This window comes from Sphingobacterium sp. (assembly GCF_032065005.1).
Taxonomy (GTDB): Bacteria; Bacteroidota; Bacteroidia; order Sphingobacteriales; family Sphingobacteriaceae; genus Sphingobacterium.
Genome location: NZ_DAMBMM010000001.1, coordinates 474,871 through 501,453, shown reverse-complemented (window position 1 = coordinate 501,453; position 26,583 = coordinate 474,871). Strand labels below are relative to the sequence as shown.

General features: G+C 40.0%; 19 protein-coding genes and 1 tRNA gene. 8 read left to right on the top strand and 12 right to left on the bottom strand.

Annotation, left to right across the window (positions count from 1 at the left end; all coding sequences use genetic code 11):
* Window positions 1–39: 39 nt before the first annotated feature.
* The 5 genes from RT138_RS02130 to RT138_RS02110 all read right to left on the bottom strand — a co-directional run bounded on the left by RT138_RS02130 (window position 40) and on the right by RT138_RS02110 (window position 7,640).
* Window positions 40–1,731: a RagB/SusD family nutrient uptake outer membrane protein gene (locus RT138_RS02130; RefSeq protein ID WP_313189327.1), complete on the bottom strand. Its 1,692-nt coding sequence runs from the start codon at window positions 1,729–1,731 to the stop codon at window positions 40–42.
* A gap of 28 nt (window positions 1,732–1,759) precedes the next feature.
* A complete protein-coding gene (locus tag RT138_RS02125) occupies window positions 1,760–5,032 on the bottom strand; it encodes a TonB-dependent receptor (RefSeq protein ID WP_313189326.1) in 3,273 nt (1,090 codons plus the stop codon).
* Window positions 5,033–5,550: 518 nt separating this feature from the next.
* The gene (locus RT138_RS02120; RefSeq protein ID WP_313189325.1) at window positions 5,551–6,276 is read right to left on the bottom strand and encodes a ThuA domain-containing protein; all 726 of its coding nucleotides are present in this window, start codon (window positions 6,274–6,276) and stop codon (window positions 5,551–5,553) included.
* 5 nt (window positions 6,277–6,281) lie between these two features.
* Entirely contained in the window at window positions 6,282–7,346 is a 1,065-nt protein-coding gene (gene aroB / locus RT138_RS02115; RefSeq protein ID WP_313189324.1) for a 3-dehydroquinate synthase, read from the bottom strand.
* Window positions 7,347–7,433: 87 nt separating this feature from the next.
* Window positions 7,434–7,640 (bottom strand): RNA-binding S4 domain-containing protein, encoded by a 207-nt coding sequence (locus RT138_RS02110; protein ID WP_093096688.1) that lies wholly within the window; start codon window positions 7,638–7,640, stop codon window positions 7,434–7,436.
* Window positions 7,641–7,735: 95 nt separating this feature from the next.
* Between RT138_RS02110 and RT138_RS02105 the strand changes: the two genes are divergently transcribed.
* Window positions 7,736–8,926 (top strand): proline dehydrogenase family protein, encoded by a 1,191-nt coding sequence (locus tag RT138_RS02105; protein WP_313189323.1) that lies wholly within the window; start codon window positions 7,736–7,738, stop codon window positions 8,924–8,926.
* Between the two features lie 87 nt (window positions 8,927–9,013).
* Window positions 9,014–9,625, top strand: coding sequence for an HAD-IA family hydrolase (locus tag RT138_RS02100; RefSeq protein ID WP_313189322.1), 612 nt, complete (start codon window positions 9,014–9,016; stop codon window positions 9,623–9,625).
* 1 nt (window position 9,626) lies between these two features.
* On the opposite strand, the gene RT138_RS02095 is transcribed toward RT138_RS02100, so the two are convergent.
* Both RT138_RS02095 and RT138_RS02090 read right to left on the bottom strand, forming a co-directional pair.
* Window positions 9,627–11,000, bottom strand: coding sequence for a hypothetical protein (locus RT138_RS02095; RefSeq protein WP_313189321.1), 1,374 nt, complete (start codon window positions 10,998–11,000; stop codon window positions 9,627–9,629).
* 12 nt (window positions 11,001–11,012) lie between these two features.
* The gene (locus RT138_RS02090; protein WP_313189320.1) at window positions 11,013–11,621 is read right to left on the bottom strand and encodes an RNA polymerase sigma factor; all 609 of its coding nucleotides are present in this window, start codon (window positions 11,619–11,621) and stop codon (window positions 11,013–11,015) included.
* Window positions 11,622–11,821: 200 nt separating this feature from the next.
* On the opposite strand from RT138_RS02090, the gene RT138_RS02085 reads away from it, so the two are divergent.
* Together RT138_RS02085 and RT138_RS02080 are read left to right on the top strand one after the other, a co-directional pair.
* Window positions 11,822–12,670, top strand: coding sequence for a universal stress protein (locus tag RT138_RS02085; protein ID WP_313189319.1), 849 nt, complete (start codon window positions 11,822–11,824; stop codon window positions 12,668–12,670).
* 2 nt (window positions 12,671–12,672) lie between these two features.
* On the top strand, window positions 12,673–12,909 hold the full coding sequence (locus RT138_RS02080; RefSeq protein ID WP_313189318.1) for a hypothetical protein: 237 nt from the start codon (window positions 12,673–12,675) through the stop codon (window positions 12,907–12,909).
* A gap of 52 nt (window positions 12,910–12,961) precedes the next feature.
* On the opposite strand, the gene RT138_RS02075 is transcribed toward RT138_RS02080, so the two are convergent.
* Window positions 12,962–13,034 (bottom strand) — tRNA-Thr (locus RT138_RS02075).
* A gap of 245 nt (window positions 13,035–13,279) precedes the next feature.
* Between RT138_RS02075 and clpB the strand changes: the two genes are divergently transcribed.
* On the top strand, window positions 13,280–15,880 hold the full coding sequence (gene clpB / locus RT138_RS02070; protein ID WP_313189317.1) for an ATP-dependent chaperone ClpB: 2,601 nt from the start codon (window positions 13,280–13,282) through the stop codon (window positions 15,878–15,880).
* A 201-nt stretch (window positions 15,881–16,081) separates the two neighbouring features.
* On the opposite strand, the gene lysA is transcribed toward clpB, so the two are convergent.
* The 4 genes from lysA to serC all read right to left on the bottom strand — a co-directional run bounded on the left by lysA (window position 16,082) and on the right by serC (window position 20,700).
* On the bottom strand, window positions 16,082–17,245 hold the full coding sequence (lysA, locus tag RT138_RS02065; RefSeq protein ID WP_313189316.1) for a diaminopimelate decarboxylase: 1,164 nt from the start codon (window positions 17,243–17,245) through the stop codon (window positions 16,082–16,084).
* Between the two features lie 5 nt (window positions 17,246–17,250).
* A complete protein-coding gene (locus RT138_RS02060; protein WP_313189315.1) occupies window positions 17,251–18,564 on the bottom strand; it encodes an aspartate kinase in 1,314 nt (437 codons plus the stop codon).
* A 115-nt stretch (window positions 18,565–18,679) separates the two neighbouring features.
* Window positions 18,680–19,627: a D-2-hydroxyacid dehydrogenase gene (locus RT138_RS02055; protein WP_313189314.1), complete on the bottom strand. Its 948-nt coding sequence runs from the start codon at window positions 19,625–19,627 to the stop codon at window positions 18,680–18,682.
* A 5-nt stretch (window positions 19,628–19,632) separates the two neighbouring features.
* On the bottom strand, window positions 19,633–20,700 hold the full coding sequence (gene serC / locus RT138_RS02050; RefSeq protein WP_313189313.1) for a 3-phosphoserine/phosphohydroxythreonine transaminase: 1,068 nt from the start codon (window positions 20,698–20,700) through the stop codon (window positions 19,633–19,635).
* Between the two features lie 341 nt (window positions 20,701–21,041).
* Between serC and gyrA the strand changes: the two genes are divergently transcribed.
* Genes gyrA through RT138_RS02035 form a run of 3 tightly spaced genes read left to right on the top strand, consistent with a single transcriptional unit; the run spans window position 21,042 to window position 25,895 of the window.
* The gene (gyrA, locus tag RT138_RS02045) at window positions 21,042–23,606 is read left to right on the top strand and encodes a DNA gyrase subunit A (protein WP_313189312.1); all 2,565 of its coding nucleotides are present in this window, start codon (window positions 21,042–21,044) and stop codon (window positions 23,604–23,606) included.
* The gene (locus RT138_RS02040; RefSeq protein WP_313189311.1) at window positions 23,590–24,702 is read left to right on the top strand and encodes a tetratricopeptide repeat protein; all 1,113 of its coding nucleotides are present in this window, start codon (window positions 23,590–23,592) and stop codon (window positions 24,700–24,702) included. Before gyrA ends, RT138_RS02040 begins: the two co-directional genes overlap by 17 nt.
* Before the next feature lie 17 nt (window positions 24,703–24,719).
* Window positions 24,720–25,895, top strand: a complete 1,176-nt coding sequence (locus tag RT138_RS02035) for a tetratricopeptide repeat protein (protein ID WP_313189310.1) — start codon at window positions 24,720–24,722, stop codon at window positions 25,893–25,895.
* Window positions 25,896–26,583 lie beyond the last annotated feature (688 nt).

The window sequence follows — 26,583 nt, the reverse complement described above, 5'->3', positions numbered from 1 at the left end:
CCAGCCCCATCTTCTTTTTATTGAATTAACCTAATAGTTCTATTTTAATGCACCATTGCTACGGTCGATCTCTACCTGAGGTACAGGCCAGTATTCGCTGTTTGCAGAGAAGGTTAAACCTTTGTATGCAGGCAGAAATGAACCTTCAAATGTAGAATAGCTTTCTAAAACTGATTTAGCTACTCCCCAACGTACAAGGTCGAAGAAACGGTGTCCTTCCATTGCCAATTCGATGCGGCGTTCTGTTCTTACGGCAGTGCGTGCTGCATCTTGAGATGCAAAGGATGGATAAGGCTTTACGTTATATGCTGCTGCATTTGCTCCGGTTCCTGTTTTCTTTGCAGGAAGCGTAGCAGCACGCTTACGAACATCATTCACCAATTTCAAAGCTCCTGGAAGGTTATTTGCTTCAACCTCACATTCTGCAGCCATCAACCACACATCAGCTAAACGGATGATATTAACGTCCAAACCGGTTAGGTAATTGGCTCCCGGTGCTGCATTGGTAGCAAATTGAGCCACTGGAATCATGGTTTTGATGGTAACGAACGGTCCGGCGTATTTAGCATCACGGATCCATGCATTACCTGGCATAATTCCATAGTCCAAATAAGAAACACCTCTACGACCAACTGTATAATCTAAACGAGGGTCGAATTTCAAGTTCACATCTAATACGTATGAATCAGTTGGGTTTTTCAAATCGGAAAGGTATGGTGTAGCACGGTAAGCTGTAGTTGATAATGGAAGACCATTGGCATCTACCTGGAATGCATTTACCAAATCAATGGTTGGTTGATAGAAACCACAACAACCTACTGGTGAACTTCCATAGAGACCGGATAACATATCCCCTACGTTGGAGTTATCTGCTGCACCATTGGAATTGATGGCGTGTTTTGAAACCATCACCACCTCAGGTCCGTTTTCTTTCGTTACATCAAAGTTATTCCAGTAAGGCATCGTCGTGATATCCTTACCTGCCATAACTTCTTTAAACAAAGTCAAAGCTTGAGCATATTTCTTTTGATACAGATAAAGCTTACCTAAATATGCTTTTGCAGCATTTTTGTCCATTCGACCAAACTCATCTTTGATTTTGGTAGCAGGCAAATTAGCGACTGCAAATTTGAAATCCTCTTCAATGGCCGGAGTAATATCCTTGTCATTTGGAATGGTCTGCGCTTCAGCAGTTGTCGTTGCTTCGGTAATGATTGGGACATTTCTAAAGATCCTCCATAGGAAGAAGTTGTAATGGCCTCTCAACATCTTCGCTTCAGCTTCGATTTCCTTAGCTCGCTCTGCAGAGATTTCCTTTGGCCCTGCTTGGTCTGCTGCAAGTAACTTCAAGGTATTGTTACAACGTAGAATCCCTTCAAAGTATACTTGCCACATTTGGGACAGGTTGTCGTTTGTACTGATCGCATTATAGGTTTCGATCATGTTCATTGGTGTCTGGTCAGTAAGCTCTGAACCTTTGTGGGCATTGTCTGATGCAACTTCACCAAATAGCCACTGGCTAGGTGCAGAAGCATAGTTGCCCCAAGTGCCACTTACATTTCCATTTAAGATACTGTATGCACCGATCAGCGCACCTTCCACACCATCTTTATTCCCTACCTGAGGCTCAGATAACTGGCCTTGAGGTAATTTCTGTAAAAATTCTTTTCCACAGGAAGTAACAAGTAGCATTCCCGCGCCTAAAAGAATCATTAATTTATTTCGTTTCATGATTGTTCTATTTAATATTCTCTACCTACTAAAATCCTAAATTAAGTCCAAATGTGTACTGACGAGCCTGAGGATATACCCCAAAGTCAACACCCAATGCTGGGTATGCAGATGGAGTAGCTGAAACCTCAGGATCTAAGCCTTCGTATTTGGTAATCGTGAATAAGTTGGTAACACCTAAATATAATCTTAACCTATTAAATGTTGTGTTCTCACCAAATAGCTTTTTAGTAGGCAAGTTATATCCAATTTGGAAATTCTTTAGCTTCAAGAAACTACCATCCTGTACATAATAAGAGGATGTTGCGTATTCCATCGCACTTGTTTTGTCAGCTGGATTAGGTAGAGATGGGATATTACTACCTTTGTTTGATTCACTCCATGCATCCAATACCCTTACACTCTTTTGTCCACGGAATACTCCGAAGTCTGTAAAGTAACGAGTGGCTTCATATAGGTCATTTCCTTGTGAACCATAGAAGTATAACAATACATCAAAGTTTTTGTAAGCAGCATTGATATTCAATGAATAAGTGAAGTCTGGGTGTGGATTACCAATAATTGTTCTATCTCCTGGGTCGATTTCACCGTTTCCATTTAAGTCTGCATATTTCAAACCTCCTGGTCTTGCATCATCGTATGAAGGTGAATTATTTACATCATCTACACTCTGATAGATACCTGTCACTTGATAACCATAGAATGAACCGAAAGGCTGACCTTTCTGTAAGATGGAAGTTTCCATAGAACGGAAGGCACCGTAGTTAACCTGTGATACGGTTGGAGCTAATGCAACCACTTCGTTTTTGTAGTTTGAGAAATTAGCAGCCAAATCTAATGTAAATGGTTTCTCTTGTCTGTGACCATAGTGGTATCCCAAAGAGAACTCAAAACCTTTGTTGCTCATATCACCGATATTTTGGTATGGAGAAGCAGCTCTACCTGCAGCAGCAGCTGGAAGTGGAACCAAGAACAACATGTCAGTTGTTTTCTTGTTAAACCAGTCAATCGATCCGTCTAGATCACCGTTCAATACCGTGAAGTCCAAACCTACGTTCAATGATTTAACCTGCTCCCATTTAATATCTGGGTTAGAATATGAGTTTTGCCAGATACCATTCACTACACCGTTATTGATTGGATATGATGATTCTGTCAAGGAAGCTAAATATCTATTTAAATACTGGAATCCTGGGATACGTTGGTTACCTGTAACCCCGTAACCTGCACGAAGTTTTAAATCAGTCAACCATTCTGCGCTTTTAGCAAACTCCTCTTGAGAAATACGCCATGCAGCACTTACCCCTGGGAATACCCCGTATAAATGGTTTTCACCGAAATTGGATGAACCATCACGACGAGCAATTAAACTCAATAAATAACGGTCTTTGTATGCATAGTCAGCTTTTCCCATCAATGAGAACATACTTCCTATTGAACCAGAACCATTGTTGTTGAAGTTCGAACTACCTGCATTTAGATACAAATAGTCTAAGCTGTTCATGATGAAATAACCATTTCTACTACCGTCAATACCACGGTTTCTGTTTTTGATGGCCTCGGTACCTACCATTACGTTAAGGCTATGATCTTCACCTAGATTAGGTTTGTAGTTTAACGTATTGGTCCAGGTCCACTCTGTGGTATATCCTTGGTATTCACTCATACCATTATTGAAACTACCTTCAGAGAACTCTGGGTTAGGATAAGTGTAACTTACGCCATTGTAGTTTTCATATCTCAAACCGAAATTAGAGCGCAATGTCAAACCATCGATGATGTCATACTCTGCAAATGCATTTCCGAAGAAGAAATTCGAACGGTTCATGTTATCCTTAGCGCGATAAGCTAAAGCCACAGGGTTTTCACCGTTTCCTAAATCCTTACCAAATGAACCCGCAAAGTTTCCACCTTCATCATACACTGGGATAATGTTCTGGATACGGTAAGCGAATCCCAATACAGACCCTTCACCTTGATAACCACCCGCAGTATTTGGGTTAACACCCATACCATGGCCTTCTGTATAAGCATAAGAAAGGTTTTCACCAAATCTTAATTTCTTATCGAATGCATTGAATTGGGTATTAGTCCTTACGTTATAACGACGGAAACCGGTATGGATGATACTTCCTCTTTGATCAAGGTAGCCACCTGAGAAGGCATATTGAGAAGTTTCATTACCTCCCGTTGCAGCTAATTGATAAGATTGGATTGGAGCAGTTTGCGATAATTCATCAAACCACTTCGTACCTGCTTTATTGGCTTTTGTAATTTGATAGAAGGATGCACGGTCTTTTGCGAAATAGTTGTACTTGTTCATGTCCGCATCTGCTGCTGTCACATCCCAGTTGGTTTTTGAACCGGCCAATAAATAGTCAGGAAGCTGTAAGCTTGTTCCATTGAATTTATTGTCGATATCCAAGATCTGTTGAGGAGTCAGCATTTTTGGAAAGGAGCCTTTGTTTGGAACACCTGCGCCTGCATAGGCATCCAAGGTGATTTTGGTACTTCCTTCTTTTCCAGATTTGGTCGTCACGATAACAACCCCGTTGTTCGCACGGGCACCGTAGATTGAAGCTGCAGAAGCATCTTTCAGCACCTGCATACTTTCAATATCATTTTGGTTCAACCAGCTCAACTTGCCTTCATAAGGTACACCATCGATAATGTACAGCGGTTCGTTATTGTTAATGGTTGAATAACCACGGATACGGATTTGAGGAGTTGAACCTGGCGCACCGTCATTGACAATCTGAACCCCGGTTGCACGTCCTTGCAAAGCTTCAACGGCACTACCTGCAGGTTGAGACTTCAATTCCGACACGTTTACAACAGCAACGGATCCTGTCAAGTCTTTCTTCCTCTGCGTACCATAACCAGTCACAACCACTTCTTCCAAGTTACTGCTATCTTCTGTAAGCGTAATGGTAATCGGTTGAGTGGTAGAGCTGATCGTGTAACGAGCAGAAGCAAAGCCTACGTAGGAAATGATGAGGACATCGTTTGCTTGCGCATCGATTTCAAAATTTCCAGAAGCATCTGATGAGGTACTCGACGTCTTGCCGACGATTTTAATGGTAGCTCCAGCAATTGGCTCTTGAGTTGCCTGGTTAATAATCTTACCTTTCACTGGACTTTGCATCGCATATAATGGATGCATAGCGATTTTATTCCAAATTGAAACTTCTGATGCGGAGACACTGCTCATCGCGAGCACGCCCATTGAAATCAGAAGTCCATTTTTTAGCAGTCTTTTGGGAATAAAAGAATTGCTATGGAACTTCATTGATCTTCCCATAATAGAATTTGTTAGTTAGTTTGTTAAATTATTAGTTCAATGATGCAATAAATCTTAATCTCAAGGCATAGCAAAGCCATGAATTAAATATTTATTATTTAAAGCCATAGAGATCCCATTTATGAGAAATCTATCTTCCTAAAAAGAAATGTAGTCTTTTAAGTTATTTTGGTTTACTAATTGGATTTAAGTACTCGTGTGTCATAAGCTGTTAGTTAAAGTTATATAGTTTATTAAAGTTATCGGTATTTATGGTACTTTCCCTTTCACTTCACATCCTCTGCTTAATGTTAACAAAGTGTACATCAAACACTTTTGAAATTTCTGCTGTACTTTTCCTTCATATCAAAATGGAATAATACAATATTAACAGGAATTGATTTTGTTTAGAATTAAGTTTACAATTAGAACTAATTTATGAATAATTTTTAATAAACAAGACTTTTCCGCAACAATTTATTTACAATAGAAAAAGGAGGTAAAATACCTCCTTTTTAATATCATTTATTGTGAATCAATTAATAACCTAAAACGTATTTTAGACCTCCCACGAGCTGTTTTTGGAAGTTCGGTTCGTATAACGATTCCTTCGTATGTCCTAAGCCAGTGTAAAAGACTTTGATTCCCTCAAACTTCTGGTACCAAGCAATGGGATGAAAATCACCCATTTTTCCATTTTCATAAGATTTCTCATCGATGGTCATCAAGATCTTTAGATCAGGTTTAACATTGGAGAAGTCATACCATTCGTCCTTATGCATCCATACCTTTGGCAGATGCTTAGTAGCCAAATGCTTTATGTTCTTGACATCTATTTTTGCTTCTTGCACAGCAGGATGGCTGGCAAAATATGCTCCTACTAAATTATTGTACCATGGCCAGTCGTGCTCTGTATCTGTTGCGGCATGAACACCCATAAAACCTTTTCCGGATTTCAGAAAGTTCTGGAATGCTACTTTTTGTTGCTCATCTAGGATGGTACCGGTGGTACTAAAGAACAAAACAGCATCAAAATTCTTTAATGAATCCGCCAAAAAGACATTTGCATCCTCTGTATGAAACATTCCAATGTTTTCATCCTTCAACAATTTCGTCAGGACCTTCACTCCTTCTTCAATGTTGTCATGCCTAAAACCTGCTGTCTTGGTGAAAACTAAAACTTTCTTTGGCTTTTCAATCCCTGTTGCAAAAGCAAAACAGATACTTAAACAACAGATTAGGGTCAGTATGCAAATTCTTTTCATTTGATTTATTTGGTTTTTGATTGATAAAAATCTAGACTCTCAATGATGGAATCCTCTTCCACATATTTATTGAAGTCGCAATCTCCTATTTTTCTTAACAGCGCAAATCCAAGTTTATTGCCTTCATTCTTCTTATCATTCTTCATCAATGCCAATAACTCAGGATAAACTGCTGAATTTAAATTGTATTTAGGATAGATTGACAATAGGTAATTGACAATCTCGTCCAATTCGGCTTTATCCAAATTGTTTACCTTATATGAAAGATAAGCTTCACAAATCATTCCAATAGCAATTGCCTCTCCATGTAATAAAGGATTTACATCGGTTACCAAGGAGTATCCTTCAATAGCATGTCCTATCGTATGTCCAAAATTCAAGATCTTCCTCAAGCCTTTTTCAGTAGGATCTTCTAGAACTACCTTATTCTTAATGACAACAGAATCGTACACCATACCTTCAGGTATAACAGGCAAGCTAACTGTTTTGCAACGGTTAAATAAATCCTTATCCTGGATCAAACCATGCTTGATGACCTCGGCAAATCCCGAAAGAACCTGACGGTCATCTAATGTTTCAAGAAATTTATGGGATATAAATACAGCCTTCGGCTGGCTGAAGGTACCTATAATGTTTTTTACATTATCCAAGTCTATCCCTGTCTTACCACCCACGGAGGCATCAACTTGAGAAAGCAAGGTTGTAGGAACATTTAAAAAGTCAATACCTCTTTTATAGGTAGAAGCGGCAAAACCGCCCATATCGGTTACTACTCCACCGCCTAAGTTAAGCATGAGGGCTTTGCGGTCGGCGCCAAAGTCCAACATGGTTTTCCAAACACCTATACAGAAGTCTATGTTCTTGTTCTCTTCTCCAGGATCAACCTCAATAATATCATAATCAACAATATCAGGTATGGCAGCCTGAATGACAGGTAAACAATGATCATTCGTGTTTCGATCTACGAGAATCAAGAGTTGCGAATAATCATGATCAATGAGAAAGGACTGCAGTTCATCTAACTCATCATCGAATACGACTTCGTATCCCAAACTATTAATCTTCTTCATATATATTTTCTACCTAAAGATAGATTTTTTTATTGAATGTAATTGGATTTTTAAAACTGTAAACAGATATTTTACAGAGCCTAAGGATTATTGAACTTTCACTTTATTCCCATCGAATTCTACGATATCCCCTACCTTAACTTTTAATCTTTTCCTGTAATCGACTTGGCCATTGTACTTTACAAGTCCTTCTTCTACCACCCATTGAGCCATGGCACCATGCTCAACCCAGTTCATGACTTTCAATAATTGGATCAATTGGATATAGTCCCCTTCTAGTGTAAACGTTTGCATAAACAAAAGTAATTTTAATTGATAGGATTTGCATTATAACTATGTTTTTAATTCATAAAAAAAGCCTAATTTTACCAACATCAAATTAAAGTAATATGGACATAGCTTCACCCTTAAAGCTTGACTTTAACAACACCGAAATTGCCTTTCAAGGCAAAAGCGACAAAGACCTTAACAAAGCGTATTGGTTATTTAAAATGGTCGCGAGCAATACCCTAATTAAGATAGGGACACCAATTACAAACTTTTCGTTGAATATCGGATTACCGATTCAAGGCATTATCAAAAACACCATCTACAAACAGTTCTGTGGAGGAGAAAGTATCCAAGATTGCCAAATTGCAATCCAAGACCTTGGTAAAGGTCATGTTACTACTATCCTTGACTATTCTGTGGAAGGGGAAGACTCGGAAGAAAGCTTCGATGCTTGCTGCGCTGAAATCCTTAGGACCGTAGAAGCTGCTAAAGCTAACCCGCTGATCTCCTTCTGTGTGTTCAAACCTACTGGTTTGGGAAGATTTGACCTATTGGCCAAAATCGATGCTAAAGAATCACTTTCCCCTGAAGAACAAGCGGAATACAAACGCCTGATGGAGAGATGTGACCGTATCTGTAAAGCTTGTTATGATAACGACATCCGTGTGCTTATCGATGCTGAACACTCCTGGATCCAGGATACCATTGATGATATTGCTAGAGAAATGATCGAAAAATACAATTCGGAAAGCCCTATTGTATATAATACCTATCAAATGTACCGTCATGACAAATTAGCTTCCCTTAAAGCTGATTTTGCCTATGCTAAAACTCAAGGTTTCCACCTTGGTGCCAAACTTGTTCGCGGTGCCTACATGGAAATTGAAAGAGAAAGAGCAAAAGAGAACAATTACCCTTCTCCTATCCAACCTAACAAAAAAGCATCTGATACCGATTACAATGCCGCTGTGGACTTCTGTCTTGACAACATTGATACAGTCGGCATGATGGCAGGAACGCATAATGAGGAAAGCTGCAGGTTATTGGCAAATGAACTTGAAAAAAGAAACATCCCTCACAATCTTCCTAACGTGTTTTTCGCACAACTTTTAGGAATGTCGGACAACCTTTCTTTCAATTTGGCTGCTGCAGGTTACAATGTGGCTAAGTATATGCCATACGGACCTGTAAAATCAGTAATGCCTTATCTGTTCCGCCGCGCTCAGGAAAACACCTCCGTAGGTGGACAGACCGGACGTGAGTTAAGCTTAATCATGAAAGAACTGAAACGTCGTAAATCTGAAAAATAAGATTAACATGCATACCTTCATTCAAGGTATGACCATAAAATGATCACGAAAGTCTCCAATTCATGGAGACTTTCTTATTTTTGCGGCATGACGGAAGAAAATTATCAGAAATACCTTAAACTAAAAGAAATCGCATCCCCTTTCAAAGCATTACTGTTTGACGTCGATGGCACCTTAGCAGATAATATGCATGCCCATAAAGCTGCTTATGTAGAAACTGCCAAGGAACATGGCATTCAATTGAACCCCGATCTGATCGATGAAACTGCAGGTTGGCCTACAGTGGATGTAGCTGATGAAATCTCTTCCCGTTATCAGGTTCCATTGGACAGATTTGAATTTGCAAAGCGAAAGTCTGCCATCTTTATTGAACATTTTATCCAAAAGACGCAACCTGTGGAATTTGTAAGACAGGTCCTATATGATTTTGCTGAATCAAGAAAAATTGGGATTGTATCTGGAGGAAGCCGCTCCACCCTTAACATTACTTTGGACGTCATTAAGGTAGTCGGTAGATATGAGACTTTGGTATGTGCAGGCGATACTCCTGAAGGTAAGCCTTCTCCTCAACCTTTTTTATTGGCTGCAGAACACTTAAACGTCAATCCAAGCGATTGCTTGGTCTTTGAAGACGGTGATCCTGGAGTACAAGGTGCAATTTCTGCTGGAATGGCTTGGGTCCGTATAGACCAGCTGTAGTCTAGAAATTAGTGATGATCCTTATACCACCGTTGGTATAATTCATATCTGCCCTTTTAAAACTACCTACAGGCATTTTAAAATAAGGTTCAACCGATAGATTGATGTTTTTGTTCATCTTCATTTCCTTACCGATGGAGAAATTGACAAAACCACCAAATCCATTACTGCTCACGTTTTCATCCTCTGTCTTGATTGCTCTGGAAACCTGCTTAACAGCCGTTTTTACATCCGCCTCACTCTCAGGAAGACCATTGCCAAACAATTCGGTATTGGCATTCTCAACATAATGCGCATATCTGTTCTGATTGAATACAGCGGCATAAGTTATACCAGAGGAAGCATAAAACCCAGACTTAGACTTTACCCGTACATCCAAGGGAACTTCCAATGCTTGGACATTTCCCGAAATTGCATTTACATTCGGCAGAATAATGGCATTACTGCTTGCAAAATTCTGGGTCAGACCGTTAGCCGTAATTTTCTTCAGGGCATCTTTACTGGCCACAACAGGAGTTTCTGAATTTGCCACTGGATCTTTCATTTGAGAAACATCATAACGGTTGTATGCCAATCCAGTCCTAACACTTACATTCTTATTGATATTATAGGCTAACAACATCCCGCCTCCAAAATTGAACCGCTCATTGGTGGAATTCGGAGAAACGAAAAGCCCTAAATCAAACTTCTCCCTAAAATTGAATTTCCTATTTTTTATTAAGGGCTCAGCACCATTCTTTGCCTCTTGGGCTTGATATGCCAATTCGCTATTGACATTATTTTCCCTGAAACCTCTCAGGTCGTTATCCATTTCAATCTTTGCCCTTTTATTGGATAGATTATAGGAATGAAGAGCATTAGGGATTTGGATACCACTTGCATAAATCCCATCATTAGAGTAATTGGATATCAATCCTAGGTCCTGGTAACCTCTAATCTCTGCATTAGCATCCTCAACTCCCGCTTGAGCTATTTGGCCATTCCCATGTACAGAAGTATTCAAATCGGATTGATTTGCAATTAAATTATCCTGAGAACCAATTACACTTCCATCCTGACCGCTTACCAAAGCTTGTTCACCGCGGTTATCTTGAAAACCAGTTTCATTGTCAACAACAGGATCCTGGTTAGCGGTAATTTGATTATCAATATTGTTAGGGATATTTTCCGGCCAATACATAACCGTTCCAATTCCCAACAATAAAATTGCCGCAGCGCTGGCAGCCCAATAGAAAGTTTTGTTCCTTCTAACCGGGGCAGCACCATACCGACTTTGAAAATTCTCCCATGCACCTTCCTTATACGGAAGTTCCTCCATGGATTTCATCTTTTCGACGATCTGTTCGACAATATCTTTTTTATTCTTCTCTTCCATTATCTAAACGAATCAGGATTTAATATTTTCTAAATCAATTTGACTCAAATACAATTTGCGTAACTTTTGCTTCGCTCTTGTCAAATAAGTCCTGGAAGTACTCTCTGGGATTCCCAGCTCCTTCCCTATTTCCTCATGCGAATAACCTTCAATTTCATACAGGTTGAAGATCGATCGCTGAATATCTGGCAACTGCTGTATCAAGGAAAGCATATCCTCATATTCCAGCCTGCTTCCATTATCTACGGAATAATGTATGGTATCACTACTGCTCAGGTCATCCAGCATATACATCTGCTTCCGAACCCGCAGTGCATCGATCGACGTATTAACTGCGATCCTCGCTATCCAAGACTTAAAAGTCTTCTCTAAAACATTGGGATCCTCATGCAGTGAAAAGGTCCCGATCTTATTGAAGGCCTTCACAAAACATTCATTGGCAAGCTCCTCAGCCTCCATTTCATGCTTCATATAGCGGATCACGATAGCCATTACATACCCATAGAATTTCTTGTATAGAAAGGATTTGCTCTTCTCAGAATTAGACATAGCACATTGCTCCAAAGCTGTCCTTAGGTTCAATGCTGTACTGTTACTGAGATATTTCCTTAAAATTCCCACCTATGTCTTCTCTAATCTTCTGTAATTAAAAAAACTATAGATGAAGCTAAGCTTTATTCATACAAATCCTGCTATAAATATTCTATATTAGGATAACGATATAAAACAATTCCATGCTACAGTTGGTATAAAATAATGATAAAGGTCATTAATTCCTTGCCCATTATTTGGTAAATTTAACAAACACAAAATTAACGACTATGAGAGCCATCTTATTTCCTACAGATTTTTCCGAAATCGCCAATAATGCGTTCCTCTATGCATTACATATTGCCAAATCGATTGATGCCAAGATTTATGTGCTTTACTCCTATCTAGAGCCCGTCCTATCCGCAACACACGGTGGACAACCGGAACTTTTAGGAGAAGTCTATCAGACCATTGAGCTCAACCAATTCGAGGTCTATAAAAAGAAAACCCAAAAACTCCGAGAGATAGCCTCCGAGATCGGGATGCAAGAAGTAGAACTAGTTTTTCTTTTTGAAGAAGGACCAGTCGCTTCAGTGGTCAAAAGCATTGTAGACCGGGAAAAGATCCACTTGGTCGTTATGGGAACACATGGTGAATCTGGATTCCTGTCCAAATTAATCGGAACCAATACCGTAAGTGTTATCAAGTCTATTCAAAACCCGGTCCTTGCGGTCCCTCCACATGCTAAATATCAAGGCATCAAGCGCACCGTCTTCACGACGCTATTCCGTGAAAAGGACAAATCTGCTCTAAAGGAAATGCTGATCATGGCCAAAGCTGTGGATGCTAAAATCGATTGCATACACGTGATGCACAACGATAAAGTGGCCGATGTCCTATTGCAAACCGAAGCTTGGCAAAAGGAATTTCCACAAGAAAACATTAATTATATTCTCCTAGATGAGGTGGAAAGCATAGAAAATACCATTGCAAATTATATCCTTGAAAACAATATTGATATATTAGGTGTCGTTAAGAGAAATCGAAGCTTCTTTGATCGGCTATTCAATAGCAGCATCAGCAATAACCTTGCTCTGCATTCAAAGGTGCCAATATTGGTTTTTCATGAAGAAAAATAAACATGCAGCAGGTCATCAAAAAATTAGAATCATTAAATCGTATCAACGATAAAGCAGAAAAGTTCACAGAGATAACAGATGAAAACTTTGTCGAACATGGAATCCTATTCTTTATCCCACTCGAAAAATATGAAGTAAAAGTATTGATCCCTGCACCACACCATAAAACCCTTTTCCAAAATGGCACTCCTACCTTTAAACAGGTACTGAACCATAAAGAAGCCATGATGCTGAAATAGAAAAGACATAAGAAAAACAAAAAAGAGGGTATCAATTGATACCCTCTTTTTGAGCCTCCTATCGGAATCGAACCAATGACCTACTGATTACAAGTCAGTTGCTCTACCAGCTGAGCTAAGGAGGCATTTCCCTTAAAAGCGATGCAAATATGTAAACTTCAGCGCAAACTTACAAGCCTTTTTACTATCTTCATTCTTACAAAAACACTAACTAAATGACCTACAAGCCATTATTTTTACAAAACTTATTTATCATATGTCTTTTTGACATGTGTATTTAAATTTAACTGTCAATATTACAGTAAAATAACTAAAAACACTGTAGGCATTCCTTTTGTTAACCTCATATTACATATAGCGAAACTATCATATGAACTTTAACAACTTTACAATCAAAGCCCAAGAGGCAATACAAAAAGCTTCCGAAATTGCATCTGGCCATCAGCAACAAGCGATCGAGCCAGCGCATATCATGAAAGCCTTATTATCAGTAGATGAAAACGTCATTTCTCATTTACTCAAGAAACTAAATGTCAATATCAGCTACCTTAGCCAAGAGGTCGATAAAATCATCGAATCCTACCCTAAGGTTAGCGGAAGCAATGTTTACCTAAGCAACTCCGCTACCGCTGTGTTACAGAAAGCGCAGAGCTTCTTGAAGGAATTCAACGATGAGTTCGTCTCCATTGAGCATATCCTGCTAGGACTATTGTTATCTGGCGACAAGGTTTCCAGCCTATTGAAGGATCAAGGAGTCACTGAAAAAGACCTAAAAACCGCAATCAAAGAATTGAGAGGTAATTCAAGGGTTACTGATCAGAACGCCGAAGCAACTTACAATGCACTGAACAAATATGCCAGGAATCTTAATGAATACGCTGAATCTGGCAAACTCGATCCTGTAATCGGTCGCGATGAAGAAATCAGGCGCGTCATGCAGATCTTATCCCGTAGGACAAAGAACAACCCTATCTTGGTTGGTGAGCCCGGAGTAGGTAAAACAGCGATTGCGGAAGGAATAGCTTACCGAATCATAAAGGGTGATGCACCAGAAAACCTAAAGACCAAAACCGTATTCTCTTTGGATATGGGCGCATTGGTTGCCGGTGCGAAATATAAGGGTGAATTTGAAGAACGCCTAAAAGCTGTAGTGAAGGAAGTATCCGACAGCGACGGTGAGATCATCCTATTTATTGATGAGATCCACACCTTAGTAGGTGCTGGTGGCGGTGAGGGCGCTATGGATGCTGCCAACATCCTGAAACCTGCATTGGCCCGTGGTGAGCTAAGAACAATCGGTGCTACGACCCTAAACGAGTATCAAAAGTATTTCGAGAAGGACAAAGCCTTAGAACGTAGGTTCCAGAAAGTAATGGTGGAAGAACCAGATACCCAAGATGCGATCTCTATCCTTCGTGGTATCAAGGAACGCTATGAAACCCACCACAAAGTAAGGATCTTGGATGAGGCTATCATTTCAGCTGTAGAACTTTCACAAAGGTACATTACAGACCGTTTCTTGCCAGACAAGGCCATTGACCTTGTCGATGAGGCAGCGTCTAAATTAAGGCTCGAAATGGACTCAGTCCCTGTGGTAGTCGATGAACTGGAACGTAGGATCATGCAACTGGAAATTGAAAGAGAAGCGATCAAGCGTGAAAAAGACGAGAAGAAAATCTCCGAACTTTCAGAAACCATCGCCAACCTTTCCAATGAACGAGATTCATTAAGAGCTAAGTGGCAATCTGAAAAGACTTTGGTGGACCAGGTGAACGCGGAGGCTCAAAACATAGAAAACTATAAATTGGAAGCCGAACAGGCTGAACGTGCCGGCGACTACGGAAAGGTTGCTGAATTAAGGTACGGCAAGATCAAGGAAGCACAGGACAAAGTGGATGCTCTGAAAAAAGAACTTTCGGAGAAACAGGATAGCAGCCGTATGCTTAAAGAAGAAGTAACTTCCGAAGATATCGCTGATGTGGTTTCAAAATGGACCGGTATCCCTGTCAGCAAAATGATTCAATCCGAAAGGGAAAAATTATTGAACCTGGAAGAGGAATTACATAAGCGTGTCGCAGGACAAGATGAGGCTATTGAAGCTATTGCTGATGCGATCCGTAGATCAAGGGCCGGATTAAGTGATGCAAAACGCCCGATCGGTTCCTTTATTTTCCTTGGTACGACCGGGGTCGGTAAAACCGAACTTGCAAAAGCCTTGGCAGAATACCTATTTGATGACGAGCAGGCAATGATCCGAATCGATATGTCGGAATACCAAGAGAGACATGCCGTTTCCCGTTTGATCGGTGCGCCTCCAGGATACGTAGGTTATGACGAAGGCGGACAGTTAACCGAAGCCGTACGTCGTAGACCATACTCAGTGGTGCTATTAGATGAAATCGAAAAAGCACACCCTGATGTATTCAATATACTTTTACAAGTATTGGATGATGGCCATTTGACAGACAACAAGGGCCGTGTGGTAAACTTTAAGAACACCATCATCATCATGACCTCTAATACGGGCTCTCATATTATCCAAGAGAATTTCTCTAAATTGAATGATGAGAACAGAGAAGAGGTCGTAGCGAAAACAAAGGATGAAGTTTTGGATCTATTGCAAAAATCCATCCGTCCGGAGTTCTTGAACCGTATTGATGAAGTGATCATGTTTACTCCGCTGTCCAGGACAGAGATTGGAGATATCGTTAGGATGCAATTCAACAGGGTTGAAAAGCAACTTGCTGAACAAAACATCTTCCTAACAGCCTCCGACGAAGCCCTAGATTGGTTAGCACAATTAGGATACGACCCTGTCTATGGTGCAAGACCACTGAAACGTGTCATCCAAAAAAGAATCCTCAACGAACTTTCTAAAGAGATCCTTTCAGGAAAAATATCCAGAGATTCCGTAATCAAACTGGATGCTTTTGATGGAAAATTCGTCTTCCTCAACAAGAATGAGGAATAAATAAAAAAGAACTCCTGAGCTAGTTTAGCTCAGGAGTTCTTTTTTATTTAGATAGGAGTATTGAGATATCATACGAGGTATAGATATGAGATTTGAGTATTGAGATATTAAACGTCCCACAATTTCTATATCCCCCTGTCTAATAACTAAAAATCCCTTTCTACTATCTCACATCTCAATTCTCATATCTCACATCTACCTTCAAATCTCATCCGAAAACACAAACCTAATTTCATCTCTAAGGTTATATTTCGAAGCCATTACTTCGCCATAAGCGCCTGCAGTACGGATAGCGATCAGGTCGCCACGTTCTGAAACAGGAAGGGTTACTTCCTTTCCAAAACAATCTGAGCTCTCACAGATTGGCCCAACCACATCGTAGTTCAATTTTTCAATACCGTCGTTGTTGCCTAATTTTTCGATTTTATGGAATGCTTGGTACAATGCTGGTCGCATAAGCTCGGTCATACCGGCATCAAGGATCAAAAAGTTTTTCTTAACCCCACTTTTGGTATACAACACCCTGCTCAGCAAAGATCCAGATTGCGCTACTAATGCTCGGCCTAGTTCAAAATGCACCTCTTGCTGCGGAGTTCTTTCCAAGAACCTATCGAACACATCAAAATAAGCCTCAAAATCTGCAAAAGGATGAGCATCGGGCTCATGATAATCCACGCCTAGCCCACCACCTACGTTCAATACTTTAATGGTTGTTCCGCGCTCTTCAAACCAATTCTTCCACTCATTAACCTTCACACAAAGACTCTTGAACACATTGATATCCGTGATCTGAGAACCTACATGGAAATGCAGACCCAACAGATCAATATGATCACAGTCCCTAAGTACAGAAGCCGCCTTTTCCAATTCAGAATTGGGGACTCCAAATTTATTTTCATCCAAACCCGTGGTGATATAATGGTGTGTATGGGCATCTACATTCGGATTGATCCGCAATGAAACCTTTGCCTTCACATTCTGCTTAGCAGCCAGCTCATTGATCACCAATAGCTCCTGTATAGATTCGACATTAAAAGCAAAAATCTGATGCTTTAAAGCCAAATTAATCTCCTTGTCAGACTTCCCTACCCCTGCAAAGGTGATTTGATTGGCAGGAAAACCAGAATCAATTGATTTTTGAACCTCATTTCCACTTACACAATCTGCACCAAAGCCTTTAGATTGGATTAAACCTAAAATCCTGTCATTAAAGTTAGCTTTTAGCGCATAATGAACATGAAAACCTCTTTTATCAGCTGCTGCCTTGGCCCTGTCCAATGTTTCATTCAACAGGTCCAGATCATAGTAATAAAATGGAGTTTCAAATTCCTTTAAACGTCCTAAATCAATTTGATTGATGTTCATTCTCTTTAAAAAATTCTATTATGTAACGACCTTAATGCTTCTACCTTGTGCTCAGAATCCAAAAGCATGGAGACATTGTAATCTGAACCTCCATAAGAAACCATGCGCAATGGCAAATGTTTCACTGCATCTAAAACTCGCGCAGCATAACCATGCGTATTAGCTCCAAAATCACCCACCACACAGATGATCGTTTGATTTCTATCGACACTTACATTTCCAAAATCCTCCACTTCACGGATGATATCCTCTAAATTTTTGGTATCGTCAATCGTCAAGGATACGGCCACCTCTGAAGTAGTAATCATATCGATTGGCGTTTTATAACGTTCAAAAATTTCAAAGATCTTCCTCAGGAAACCATATGCCAATAACATTCTTGATGAATGGATATGGATAGCCGTAATATCATCTTTCGCGGCAACCGCACGGATCGATCCTTTCTGTCCTCCGTTTTTAGAAATCAAGGTTCCAAAAGCTTGTGGATCCATGGTGTTCAACAAACGAACCGGCACATTATAGCGTTGCGCTGGAAACACACTCTGAGGATGCAAGATCTTAGCACCAAAATAGGCAAGCTCGGCAGCTTCGTCAAAGCTCAGTTCTGCAATCGGAGTAGTGCCCTTTACAATTCTAGGGTCATTGTTATGCATACCATCGATATCCGTCCAGATCTGGATTTCATCAGCCTGTATGGCAGCACCAATCAAGGATGCGGTATAATCCGAACCACCACGACGTAAATTGTCTATTTCGCCAAAGGAATTTCTACAGATATACCCTTGCGTAATAAACAAGCTATTATCAGGATGATCAGCCAAAATCGCTTCCAATTTCTCTTTGATGAATGGAACCACTGGCTCATTGTCTTCATCTATTTTCATAAAATCAAGAGCCGGAAGCAATACGGATTTTATGCCTTTTTCACTCAGGTAAAGATGCCATAACGTAGTGGACATCAATTCACCTTGTGCCAAGATAATCTTTTCCTCTGTTGGTGTAAAAAGATCGTTCGACAAAGATGCAATTAAGTTAAAATGATAATCTATCAATTCCTTACCCTGCTTATATCCGTTCTCAGTGCTGAAGAGTTCCTTGATTAAAGCTTCGTACTTGTTCTTGTGTTCCTTGATCAATTCCTTGGCTTCGTCCTTCTTACCATTCAAGTAAGCTTTAGAGATTTCAACCAATGCATTTGTCGTTCCAGCAACTGCTGAAAGCACCACAATCTGACGCTCTGCGGGATTAACGATATCCAATAAACTCTGGATACGTTCAGCACTCCCTACGGATGTTCCACCGAATTTTAGAATTTTCATATCTATTTTAAACTATTTGTTTTTACGAGGTTGTGAATATAAGTCTTTTGACAAAAAAAAGCGGCACAAATGCAAATAAAAGCTTTTGTGCCACATATAATTTTATGCGGAAGAACTATTTCTTCAAGTTATCGATCAATAACTGGGCTAGTTCCTCTCCGATTCGTTCTTGCGCCTCATTGGTTGCAGCACCGATATGGGGAGTCAAGGAAACCTTAGGATGATTCAAGATCTCTGCTCTTGGAGTCGGTTCATTATCAAACACATCAAGCGCAGCAAAAGCAACTTTACCAGAATTCAACGCTTCTACCAAAGCTAACTCTTCAATAACGCCTCCTCTGGAAGCATTTACCAAGCCAACACCATCTTTCAATAATGCAAACTCTTCTTTACCAATTACAGGTTTGTCTGTGAATGGAACGTGCAGGGAAATAAAGTCTGATTTCTTGAAGATAGTTTCGATATCAACCTGTTCAACAGGGACATTGACACTTACATCTCCAGCGAAATTTAACGTCAAAGAGTTTGGTCCTTCAAACAAATCTGAATAGATTACCGTCATTCCCAAACCTAAGCCGATCTTAGCAGTTTCACGACCGATACGGCCAAAACCAACAACACCCAATACTTTTCCTTGCAATTCTGAACCTGCAGCATAGGCTTTTTTCAATCCAGCAAAATTGCTGTTTCCTTCTACAGGCATTTTACGGTTAGAATCATATAAGAACCTAACCCCATTCAAAAGATGTGCAAATACCAATTCAGCAACTGAATGTGAAGATGCCGCTGGCGTATTCACTACAGCGATACCTTTTGAACGTGCGTAATCCACATCAATATTGTCCATGCCGACCCCACCTCTACCAATAACCTTGATATTAGGGCAAGCATCGATCAAAGGCTGACGTAATTTTGTCGCACTACGTACCGTAACTGCATCATATTCATTCAATCTATTGATCAATTCATCTTGAGGAATATGGTTTGTATCCACTACAAAGCCCGCATCCTCTAATATTTTTTTACCGATAGGATCAATCCCATCGTTAGCTAAAATTTTCATAGTAATTATTTCTTCTTTTCTTCAAACTCTCTCATCGTATCCACTAATGCATTAATTGAACTGATGCTCAAAGCATTGTAGATCGATGCTCTAAATCCACCTACTGAACGGTGGCCTTTGATACCGATTAAGTTGCGCTCCTTAGCTAAGGCCAAGAATTCTGCTTCCAATTCAGGCGTATCCATCACGAAAGTCACGTTCATTCTGGAGCGGTCTTCCACTGCTGCCGTTCCTTTAAAGAATGGGTTGCGGTCAATCTCATCGTATAGAGTACGTGCCTTGATGATATTCTCTTGTTCAATGACCGAAATTCCACCTTTAGCTTTCAACCAACGTAGGTTCAACATAGAAACATAGATGGAGAATACTGGCGGCGTATTGTACATAGAACCCGCTTTGGCATGTGCTTCATAATCAAAGATCGTTGGGATGGTACGTCCAGACTTAGCAAACAGATCATCTTTGATGATCACTAACGTAACACCTGCAGGACCCATATTTTTTTGGGCACCAGCATAGATCAAACCAAAATCAGACACATTGATCGTTCTACTCAAAATATCCGAAGACATATCAACAACGGTCGTTACCGATGTGCTAGGTTTTTCAAATACTTCTGTTCCGTAGATGGTATTATTTGAAGTGTAATGGAAATATGCAGCATCCGATGGCACTACAAAATCCTTTGGAATATAGTTGTAATTTTTGTCACTCGACGAAGCAACGATTTCCACCTGCCCAACTTTTTTAGCTTCTTTGGCAGCTTTCGTTGCCCAAACACCTGTATCTAGGTATGAAGCCTTGCCATTTTCAGGCAATAAGTTCATAGGAACCATGGCAAATTGCTGACTCGCACCCCCTTGAAGGAATAAAATGGAATATCCAGCAGGAACTTCCAGTAATTCACGGACCAATTTCTCCGTCTCGATTACGACTTCCTCAAACTCTTTGGAACGGTGCGAAATTTCCAAGATTGATAAACCTGTACCATTAAAATCAATTACCGCTCTTGAAGCTTCTTCAAAAACCTCTTTTGGTAAAATACATGGGCCTGCACCGAAATTATGTTTCATTAGACTTGTATAATTTGTTAAAAATTAGGAGGTTAACGATTAAACAATCGTTTGACCTTAATTTGAATGCCCAAAGGTAAAATATTTTTAAAAATTTTTAAAACAAAATCCATATTTGTTTAAAATATCTTAAATTAAAAAGACATTTGGTATCATTCTCTCATTGAACAAATATACCTGTTTAAACAAATAACTTTGTGAAAAATATTAACAAATCCCCTCCATTGTGGATATCTTTAATGATGAAATCCGTACCAAAAACCTAAAAAATTGTGTATCTTCGCCTGTTACGTGTCTTTTATAGATATAACACTTATTATATTGATTGAAACCAAAATATAATGGCTGAAGAAACAGAAAACGAAAACAATTTAGTTCCTGCTGAAAACAGGATCATCCCCATCAATATCGAAGACCAAATGAAATCTGCCTACATCGATTACTCGATGTCGGTAATCGTTTCGCGTGCATTACCTGATGCCCGTGATGGTCTGAAACCAGTACACCGTCGTGTATTGTATGGTATGCTAGACCTTGGGGTAACGAGTGGTAAACCTTATAAAAAATCTGCTCGTATTGTTGGAGATGTACTCGGTAAGTACCACCCACACGGTGACTCATCCGTTTATGACACCATGGTCCGTATGGCTCAAAACTGGTCCATGCGCTATCCCCTAGTCGATGGACAGGGTAACTACGGTTCAATTGACGGTGACCCACCAGCAGCGATGCGTTATACAGAGGCTCGCTTAAGGAAGATTACCGAAGAAATGTTGGCGGACATTAACAAAGACACCGTTGATTTCCAATTAAACTTTGACGACTCCCTTGAAGAACCTACCGTTCTTCCTACCCGTATCCCCAACCTGCTTGTCAATGGCGCATCCGGTATCGCCGTAGGTATGGCGACCAATATGGCTCCGCACAACTTGAGCGAAGTTATCGATGGTACCATTGCCTATATCGACAACAGAGATATCGAAATTTCGGAATTGATGACCCATGTCAAAGGTCCTGACTTCCCTACTGGCGGTCTGATCTATGGCTACAATGGCGTAAAAGAAGCTTTCGAAACTGGCCGTGGCCGTATCGTGATGCGCGCTAAGGCGGAAATCGAAACCACTAAGACCGGTAAAGAGATCATCGTCGTAACAGAAATCCCTTACCAAGTCAACAAATCGGACATGATCAAAAGAACAGCCGATTTGGTGCAAGAAAAGAAAATCGAAGGTATCTCGGAAATCAGGGATGAATCCTCTAAAGATATCCGTGTTATCTATGAAATAAAACGTGATGCGAATGCCAATGTGGTTCTAAACAACCTATATAAGCATACCGCTTTACAAACCTCTTTTTCGGTAAACAATATTGCCTTAGTTAAAGGAAGACCTCAGATGTTGAACTTGAAGGATATGATCCACGAGTTCGTAGAACATAGACATGATGTGGTTATCCGCAGAACTAAGTTTGAATTAGCTGAAGCTGAAAAAAGAGCCCATATCCTTGAAGGTTACCTGATCGCCCTAGACCACTTGGACGAGGTAATCAAATTGATCCGTAATTCAGATACCCCAGAAGATGCACGTGTTGGCTTGATGGAGCGTTTTGCGCTTTCTGATATCCAAGCAAGAGCTATCTTGGACATGACCCTAAGAAGGTTGACAGGACTGGAACGCGACAAGATCAAAGAAGAATATGCTGAATTGATGAAAACCATCGAATTCTTGAAAGAAGTACTTGCTGATGAATCCCTTCGCTTTAAGATCATTAAAGATGAACTGATTGAAGTTAAAGAGAAATATGGCGACGAAAGACGCTCTCATATTGTTCACTCAGCGGAAGATCTTCGTATGGAAGATTTCATCGATGATGAAGAGGTTGTAATCACAATCTCCCACAACAGTTATGTAAAACGTACTCCTCTAACAGAGTACCGCGTACAAGGTCGCGGTGGTAAGGGAGCTATTGGCTCAACGACCCGCGATGAAGACTTTACAGAACATATCATTACGGCATCTGCTCATAACTATCTATTGTTATTTACAGAAGCAGGTAGATGTTTCTGGTTAAGAGCATTCGAGATTCCTGAAGGAAGCCGTACTTCTAAAGGCCGTGCCCTTCAAAATATCATCAATATTCCTAAAGATGAGAAGATCAAGGCCTATATTAAGGTAACCAACCTGAAGGACCAGGAATACCTTGAGAACAACTTTATCATCATGTGTACTAAGAAAGGTACCATCAAGAAAACATCACTTGAAGCTTATTCGAGACCAAGGGCAAATGGTATCAATGCGATCAACATCAATGATGGCGATCAATTATTGGAAGCAACATTGACCAATGGTACGAGCGAAATCGTTATGGCTCTTCGTTCTGGTCGTGCGATCCGATTCAATGAATCAACCGTAAGACCGATGGGTAGGACAGCTACCGGTGTTCGTGGTATTACCTTAGCGCATGAAAAAGATGAGGTAGTTGGCATGATTAGTGTTAATAATCAAGAAACCACTGTACTGGTAGTTTCCGAGAAAGGATACGGTAAACGTACCGATATCGATGATTATAGAATTACCAATCGTGGTGGTAAAGGTGTAAAAACAATCAACGTTACGGACAAAACAGGTGAATTGGTTGCTATTAAAGGCGTTACTGATGAGAACGATTTGATGATCATCAATAAATCTGGAATTGTAATCCGTATCGGAGTTGAAAGCTTACGTGTAATGGGTCGTGCTACTCAAGGTGTGAAATTGATCACTTTGAAAGACAACGACGAAATTGCATCAGTGACCAAAGTTGAAAGACAAGAGGAAGAAGAGGAATTAGACGTTGAAGGAGCTGAAGGAGCAGAAAACTCAACAGACAATGAATCAGCTAACACGGAGAATGAAGAACAAGAATAGATATATTTCAAGTGCTTTAGGAGCTATATTACTATTGGGTGCCAATAGTGCTTTCGGACAGTCGGCTTATAAAGAAGCCAGCAATGCCTTTGCATTATACACCCAAACAGGTAACATCGCCAACCTTGATAATGCCAGGAAACAAATCGACAATATCTACAAGACAAGACGCGACTCTTCCAAAACCCGCGTGAATGTCCTTAGAGCCATGGTATTGAGTTCAATTGCTTATGCAGATTCTGCAAGGACCATCAAGTTAAATGCTGACCCAATCGATCTGACCTACCAAACAATGGATAAGATCGATAAAAAAGACAGGCCAGGCTACTCTGGAGAAATAAGCTATGTCAACCAAAACTTAGCTGCTGCACTGATTTATCGTGCAAACAAATCGCTAGAGAACAAAAAGTTTGACGAAGCCTTTGCAGATTTCAGCAAGGTTGATGCCTTAGATGCCAAAAGTGGAGATGTAACCTACAATTTGGCGCTATTAGCCAGCAAAGCAGGTAAACCGGAGGAAGCTATCAAGTATTATGGAAAGATCCATGAAGCCGGTAACATGACCCCAAACCAGTATATTGAATTGGCTAATCTTTACGACCAATTGGATCAGAAACAACAAGCACTATCAACCTTGGAAGAAGGAAGGACCAAATATGCTGATGACAAAGCTTTACTGTTCTTGTTGATCGATAAATATGCAAAAAGTGATGCATATGATGCCATCGTTCCTATTATTGAACAGGCCATCAAACTCGAGCCAGAAAACATAGAATTAAATTACTTGGCAGGTTATGCAAATGAAAATGCCAATAATTTAGAGATAGCTAAGACATATTATGAGAAAGTACTTGAATTGGACCCAAACAACTATGAGTCTAATCTAGCACTAGGTCTAATCAACTTGAATACTTTCTTAAAGGATAATGAAAATCAAGAAGCACAATATAATGCTCAAAATTATTTGCTGAAAGCAAATGAAATTAAGCCTTATGAAATTAATGCTTTAAAATCCTTAGCTTTATTCTATCAAAAGACTGAAGATGAAGCTCAATTAGACCGAGTGAATCTTTTGTTAAACCAACTTACAAATTAAACAAACAATAAATAGATATGAATTTAAGAAAATCGATATTATTTGTAGGATTGCTTTTTGCAACCAGTTCCACTGCCCTTTTTGCACAGTCGGGCAATGTGAAAAAAGCAAAAGCTGCAATTGTAAAGTTTGAAGAACTTAAGGGAGCAGGTTCTGCTGAATTAGGTAAATCAAACCTTACTGCTGCAAAAGAAGCAATCGATGCTGCAGTAGTACATGACAAAACGAAAGATGATCCAGAAGCATGGACATATTATGCCCTAGTTTACTCCAACTTAGCTAGCTTAGACAAGAATGCAGAAGACGCTGCCAAAGCGCAAGACGCAATCAAAAAAGCTACTGAACTGGACAAAGACAAGAAACACGCTGAAAATATCACTGTTGCTGGTCAGACTTTAGGTCAATACAAATTCAACCAAGGTGTTGCAGCATGGGATAAACAAGATTATAAAACAGCTTATTCAGACTTTAGCGATGCTTTAGTTTACCTTCCTGGCGATACTACCCTTACCTTCTATTCAGGTTTAGCGGCAGTTCAGAACAAGGAATACGACAAAGCGATCGAAAAATACAAAGAGCTAGTTCCAGTTAAGGAATACTCTAGCCATAAAACAATTATGGTGGACCTTCCTAAACTTTACCTTCAAAAAGGTGATACCACATCAGCAATCGCTGCTGCTGCTGAAGCAGTAACGGCTTATCCTAACGATAACGATGCTGTTGTTCAGAACATCGAATTGAACCTGATCACTGGAAATGAAGCTAAGATTGTATCTGATATCGAGTCTCAATTAGCAAAAGACCCACAGAACAAAAGCCTTCACTACTACCTAGGTCTTGCTTATGGTGCTTCAGGAGATCCTGAAAAAGCATTAGCTTCTTACCAAAAAGCAATCGAGATCGACCCTAACTACTTGGAAGCAAACACAAATGCTGCCGTAGTTATCATGAATGGTGGCCGTGATGAATTGATGAAGTTAAACGAAGACAAATCAGTTCCTGCTGCCGATTACAACAAAAAAGTAGAAGCTATCAAAGGTAAAATCGCAAGAGCGGTTCCTTACTTGGAAAAAGCTGTTCAACTTGACGCTAAAAACGTAGATGCTTTAAGAAACCTTAAAAACTACTACGATTTTATGAACGACGAAGCAAAATCTGCTGAATTGCAAGCTAAAATCGAAGCCCTAAACTAAGTTTAGCATACAACATAATAAAAGGGATGATCAGATGGTCATCCCTTTTTTTGTTTTGAACCAGGATGCCCTTCGACGCAGCTCAGGGTAATGGATGAGAGGATGGACCAAGATAATATGCTCATTGAAAGATTTGCAAACCCCCAGAGGGGATGGAATCTTTGTAGAACTTGGAGGTTTAAAATGGCGAACCCACAGCGTGGGTGAAATATTTTTCAAAATATCTTTCTATAGATAGAAAACAATCAAAAAAATAGTTTACTCATCTTACGATTCGTAATGACAACCACCTCTAAATAAAAAAAGAGATAGATTCTTCGTTTCACTCTGAATCCCTCTTTAGCGCATTGTGATTCTGAACAATTCGTGAAGAATCTGTACGGTTCTCCTCCTACCGGCCCTGTCATCCTTGACCGAAGGTCAAGGAACTGTACGCTAATACCTTGATGGTTGTCCTTGATTTTGAAGGTTCGCATTTCTCCGAGCTTTGTTCCTACCAATAACAGAAAAAAACTAAACTTTTTGACATTGCCTAGCAGGGTGAATAGTTTGCTCATCTTACGATTCACAAAGACCAACATCCTCATAAAAAACAACAATAGATTCCTCGTTGCACTCTGAATCCCACTTCAGCGAACTTACAATTCTGAACAATTCGTGAAGAATCTGTACGGCTCTCCTCCCACCG

Excerpts from the sequence above, each read along its gene's own strand:
- RT138_RS02055 (WP_313189314.1), bottom strand. The coding sequence starts at position 19,627 with ATGAAAATTTTAGCTAACGATGGGATTGATCCTATCGGTAAAAAAATA.
- RT138_RS02040 (WP_313189311.1), top strand. The coding sequence starts at position 23,590 with ATGAAGAACAAGAATAGATATATTTCAAGTGCTTTAGGAGCTATATTA.
- RT138_RS02100 (WP_313189322.1), top strand. The coding sequence starts at position 9,014 with ATGACGGAAGAAAATTATCAGAAATACCTTAAACTAAAAGAAATCGCA.
- RT138_RS02130 (WP_313189327.1), bottom strand. The coding sequence starts at position 1,731 with ATGAAACGAAATAAATTAATGATTCTTTTAGGCGCGGGAATGCTACTT.
- RT138_RS02125 (WP_313189326.1), bottom strand. The coding sequence starts at position 5,032 with ATGGGAAGATCAATGAAGTTCCATAGCAATTCTTTTATTCCCAAAAGA.
- RT138_RS02060 (WP_313189315.1), bottom strand. The coding sequence starts at position 18,564 with ATGAAAATTCTAAAATTCGGTGGAACATCCGTAGGGAGTGCTGAACGT.
- RT138_RS02095 (WP_313189321.1), bottom strand. The coding sequence starts at position 11,000 with ATGGAAGAGAAGAATAAAAAAGATATTGTCGAACAGATCGTCGAAAAG.
- clpB (WP_313189317.1), top strand. The coding sequence starts at position 13,280 with ATGAACTTTAACAACTTTACAATCAAAGCCCAAGAGGCAATACAAAAA.
- RT138_RS02035 (WP_313189310.1), top strand. The coding sequence starts at position 24,720 with ATGAATTTAAGAAAATCGATATTATTTGTAGGATTGCTTTTTGCAACC.
- RT138_RS02120 (WP_313189325.1), bottom strand. The coding sequence starts at position 6,276 with ATGAAAAGAATTTGCATACTGACCCTAATCTGTTGTTTAAGTATCTGT.
- gyrA (WP_313189312.1), top strand. The coding sequence starts at position 21,042 with ATGGCTGAAGAAACAGAAAACGAAAACAATTTAGTTCCTGCTGAAAAC.
- serC (WP_313189313.1), bottom strand. The coding sequence starts at position 20,700 with ATGAAACATAATTTCGGTGCAGGCCCATGTATTTTACCAAAAGAGGTT.
- RT138_RS02110 (WP_093096688.1), bottom strand. The coding sequence starts at position 7,640 with ATGCAAACGTTTACACTAGAAGGGGACTATATCCAATTGATCCAATTA.
- lysA (WP_313189316.1), bottom strand. The coding sequence starts at position 17,245 with ATGAACATCAATCAAATTGATTTAGGACGTTTAAAGGAATTTGAAACT.
- RT138_RS02105 (WP_313189323.1), top strand. The coding sequence starts at position 7,736 with ATGGACATAGCTTCACCCTTAAAGCTTGACTTTAACAACACCGAAATT.
- RT138_RS02080 (WP_313189318.1), top strand. The coding sequence starts at position 12,673 with ATGCAGCAGGTCATCAAAAAATTAGAATCATTAAATCGTATCAACGAT.
- aroB (WP_313189324.1), bottom strand. The coding sequence starts at position 7,346 with ATGAAGAAGATTAATAGTTTGGGATACGAAGTCGTATTCGATGATGAG.
- RT138_RS02085 (WP_313189319.1), top strand. The coding sequence starts at position 11,822 with ATGAGAGCCATCTTATTTCCTACAGATTTTTCCGAAATCGCCAATAAT.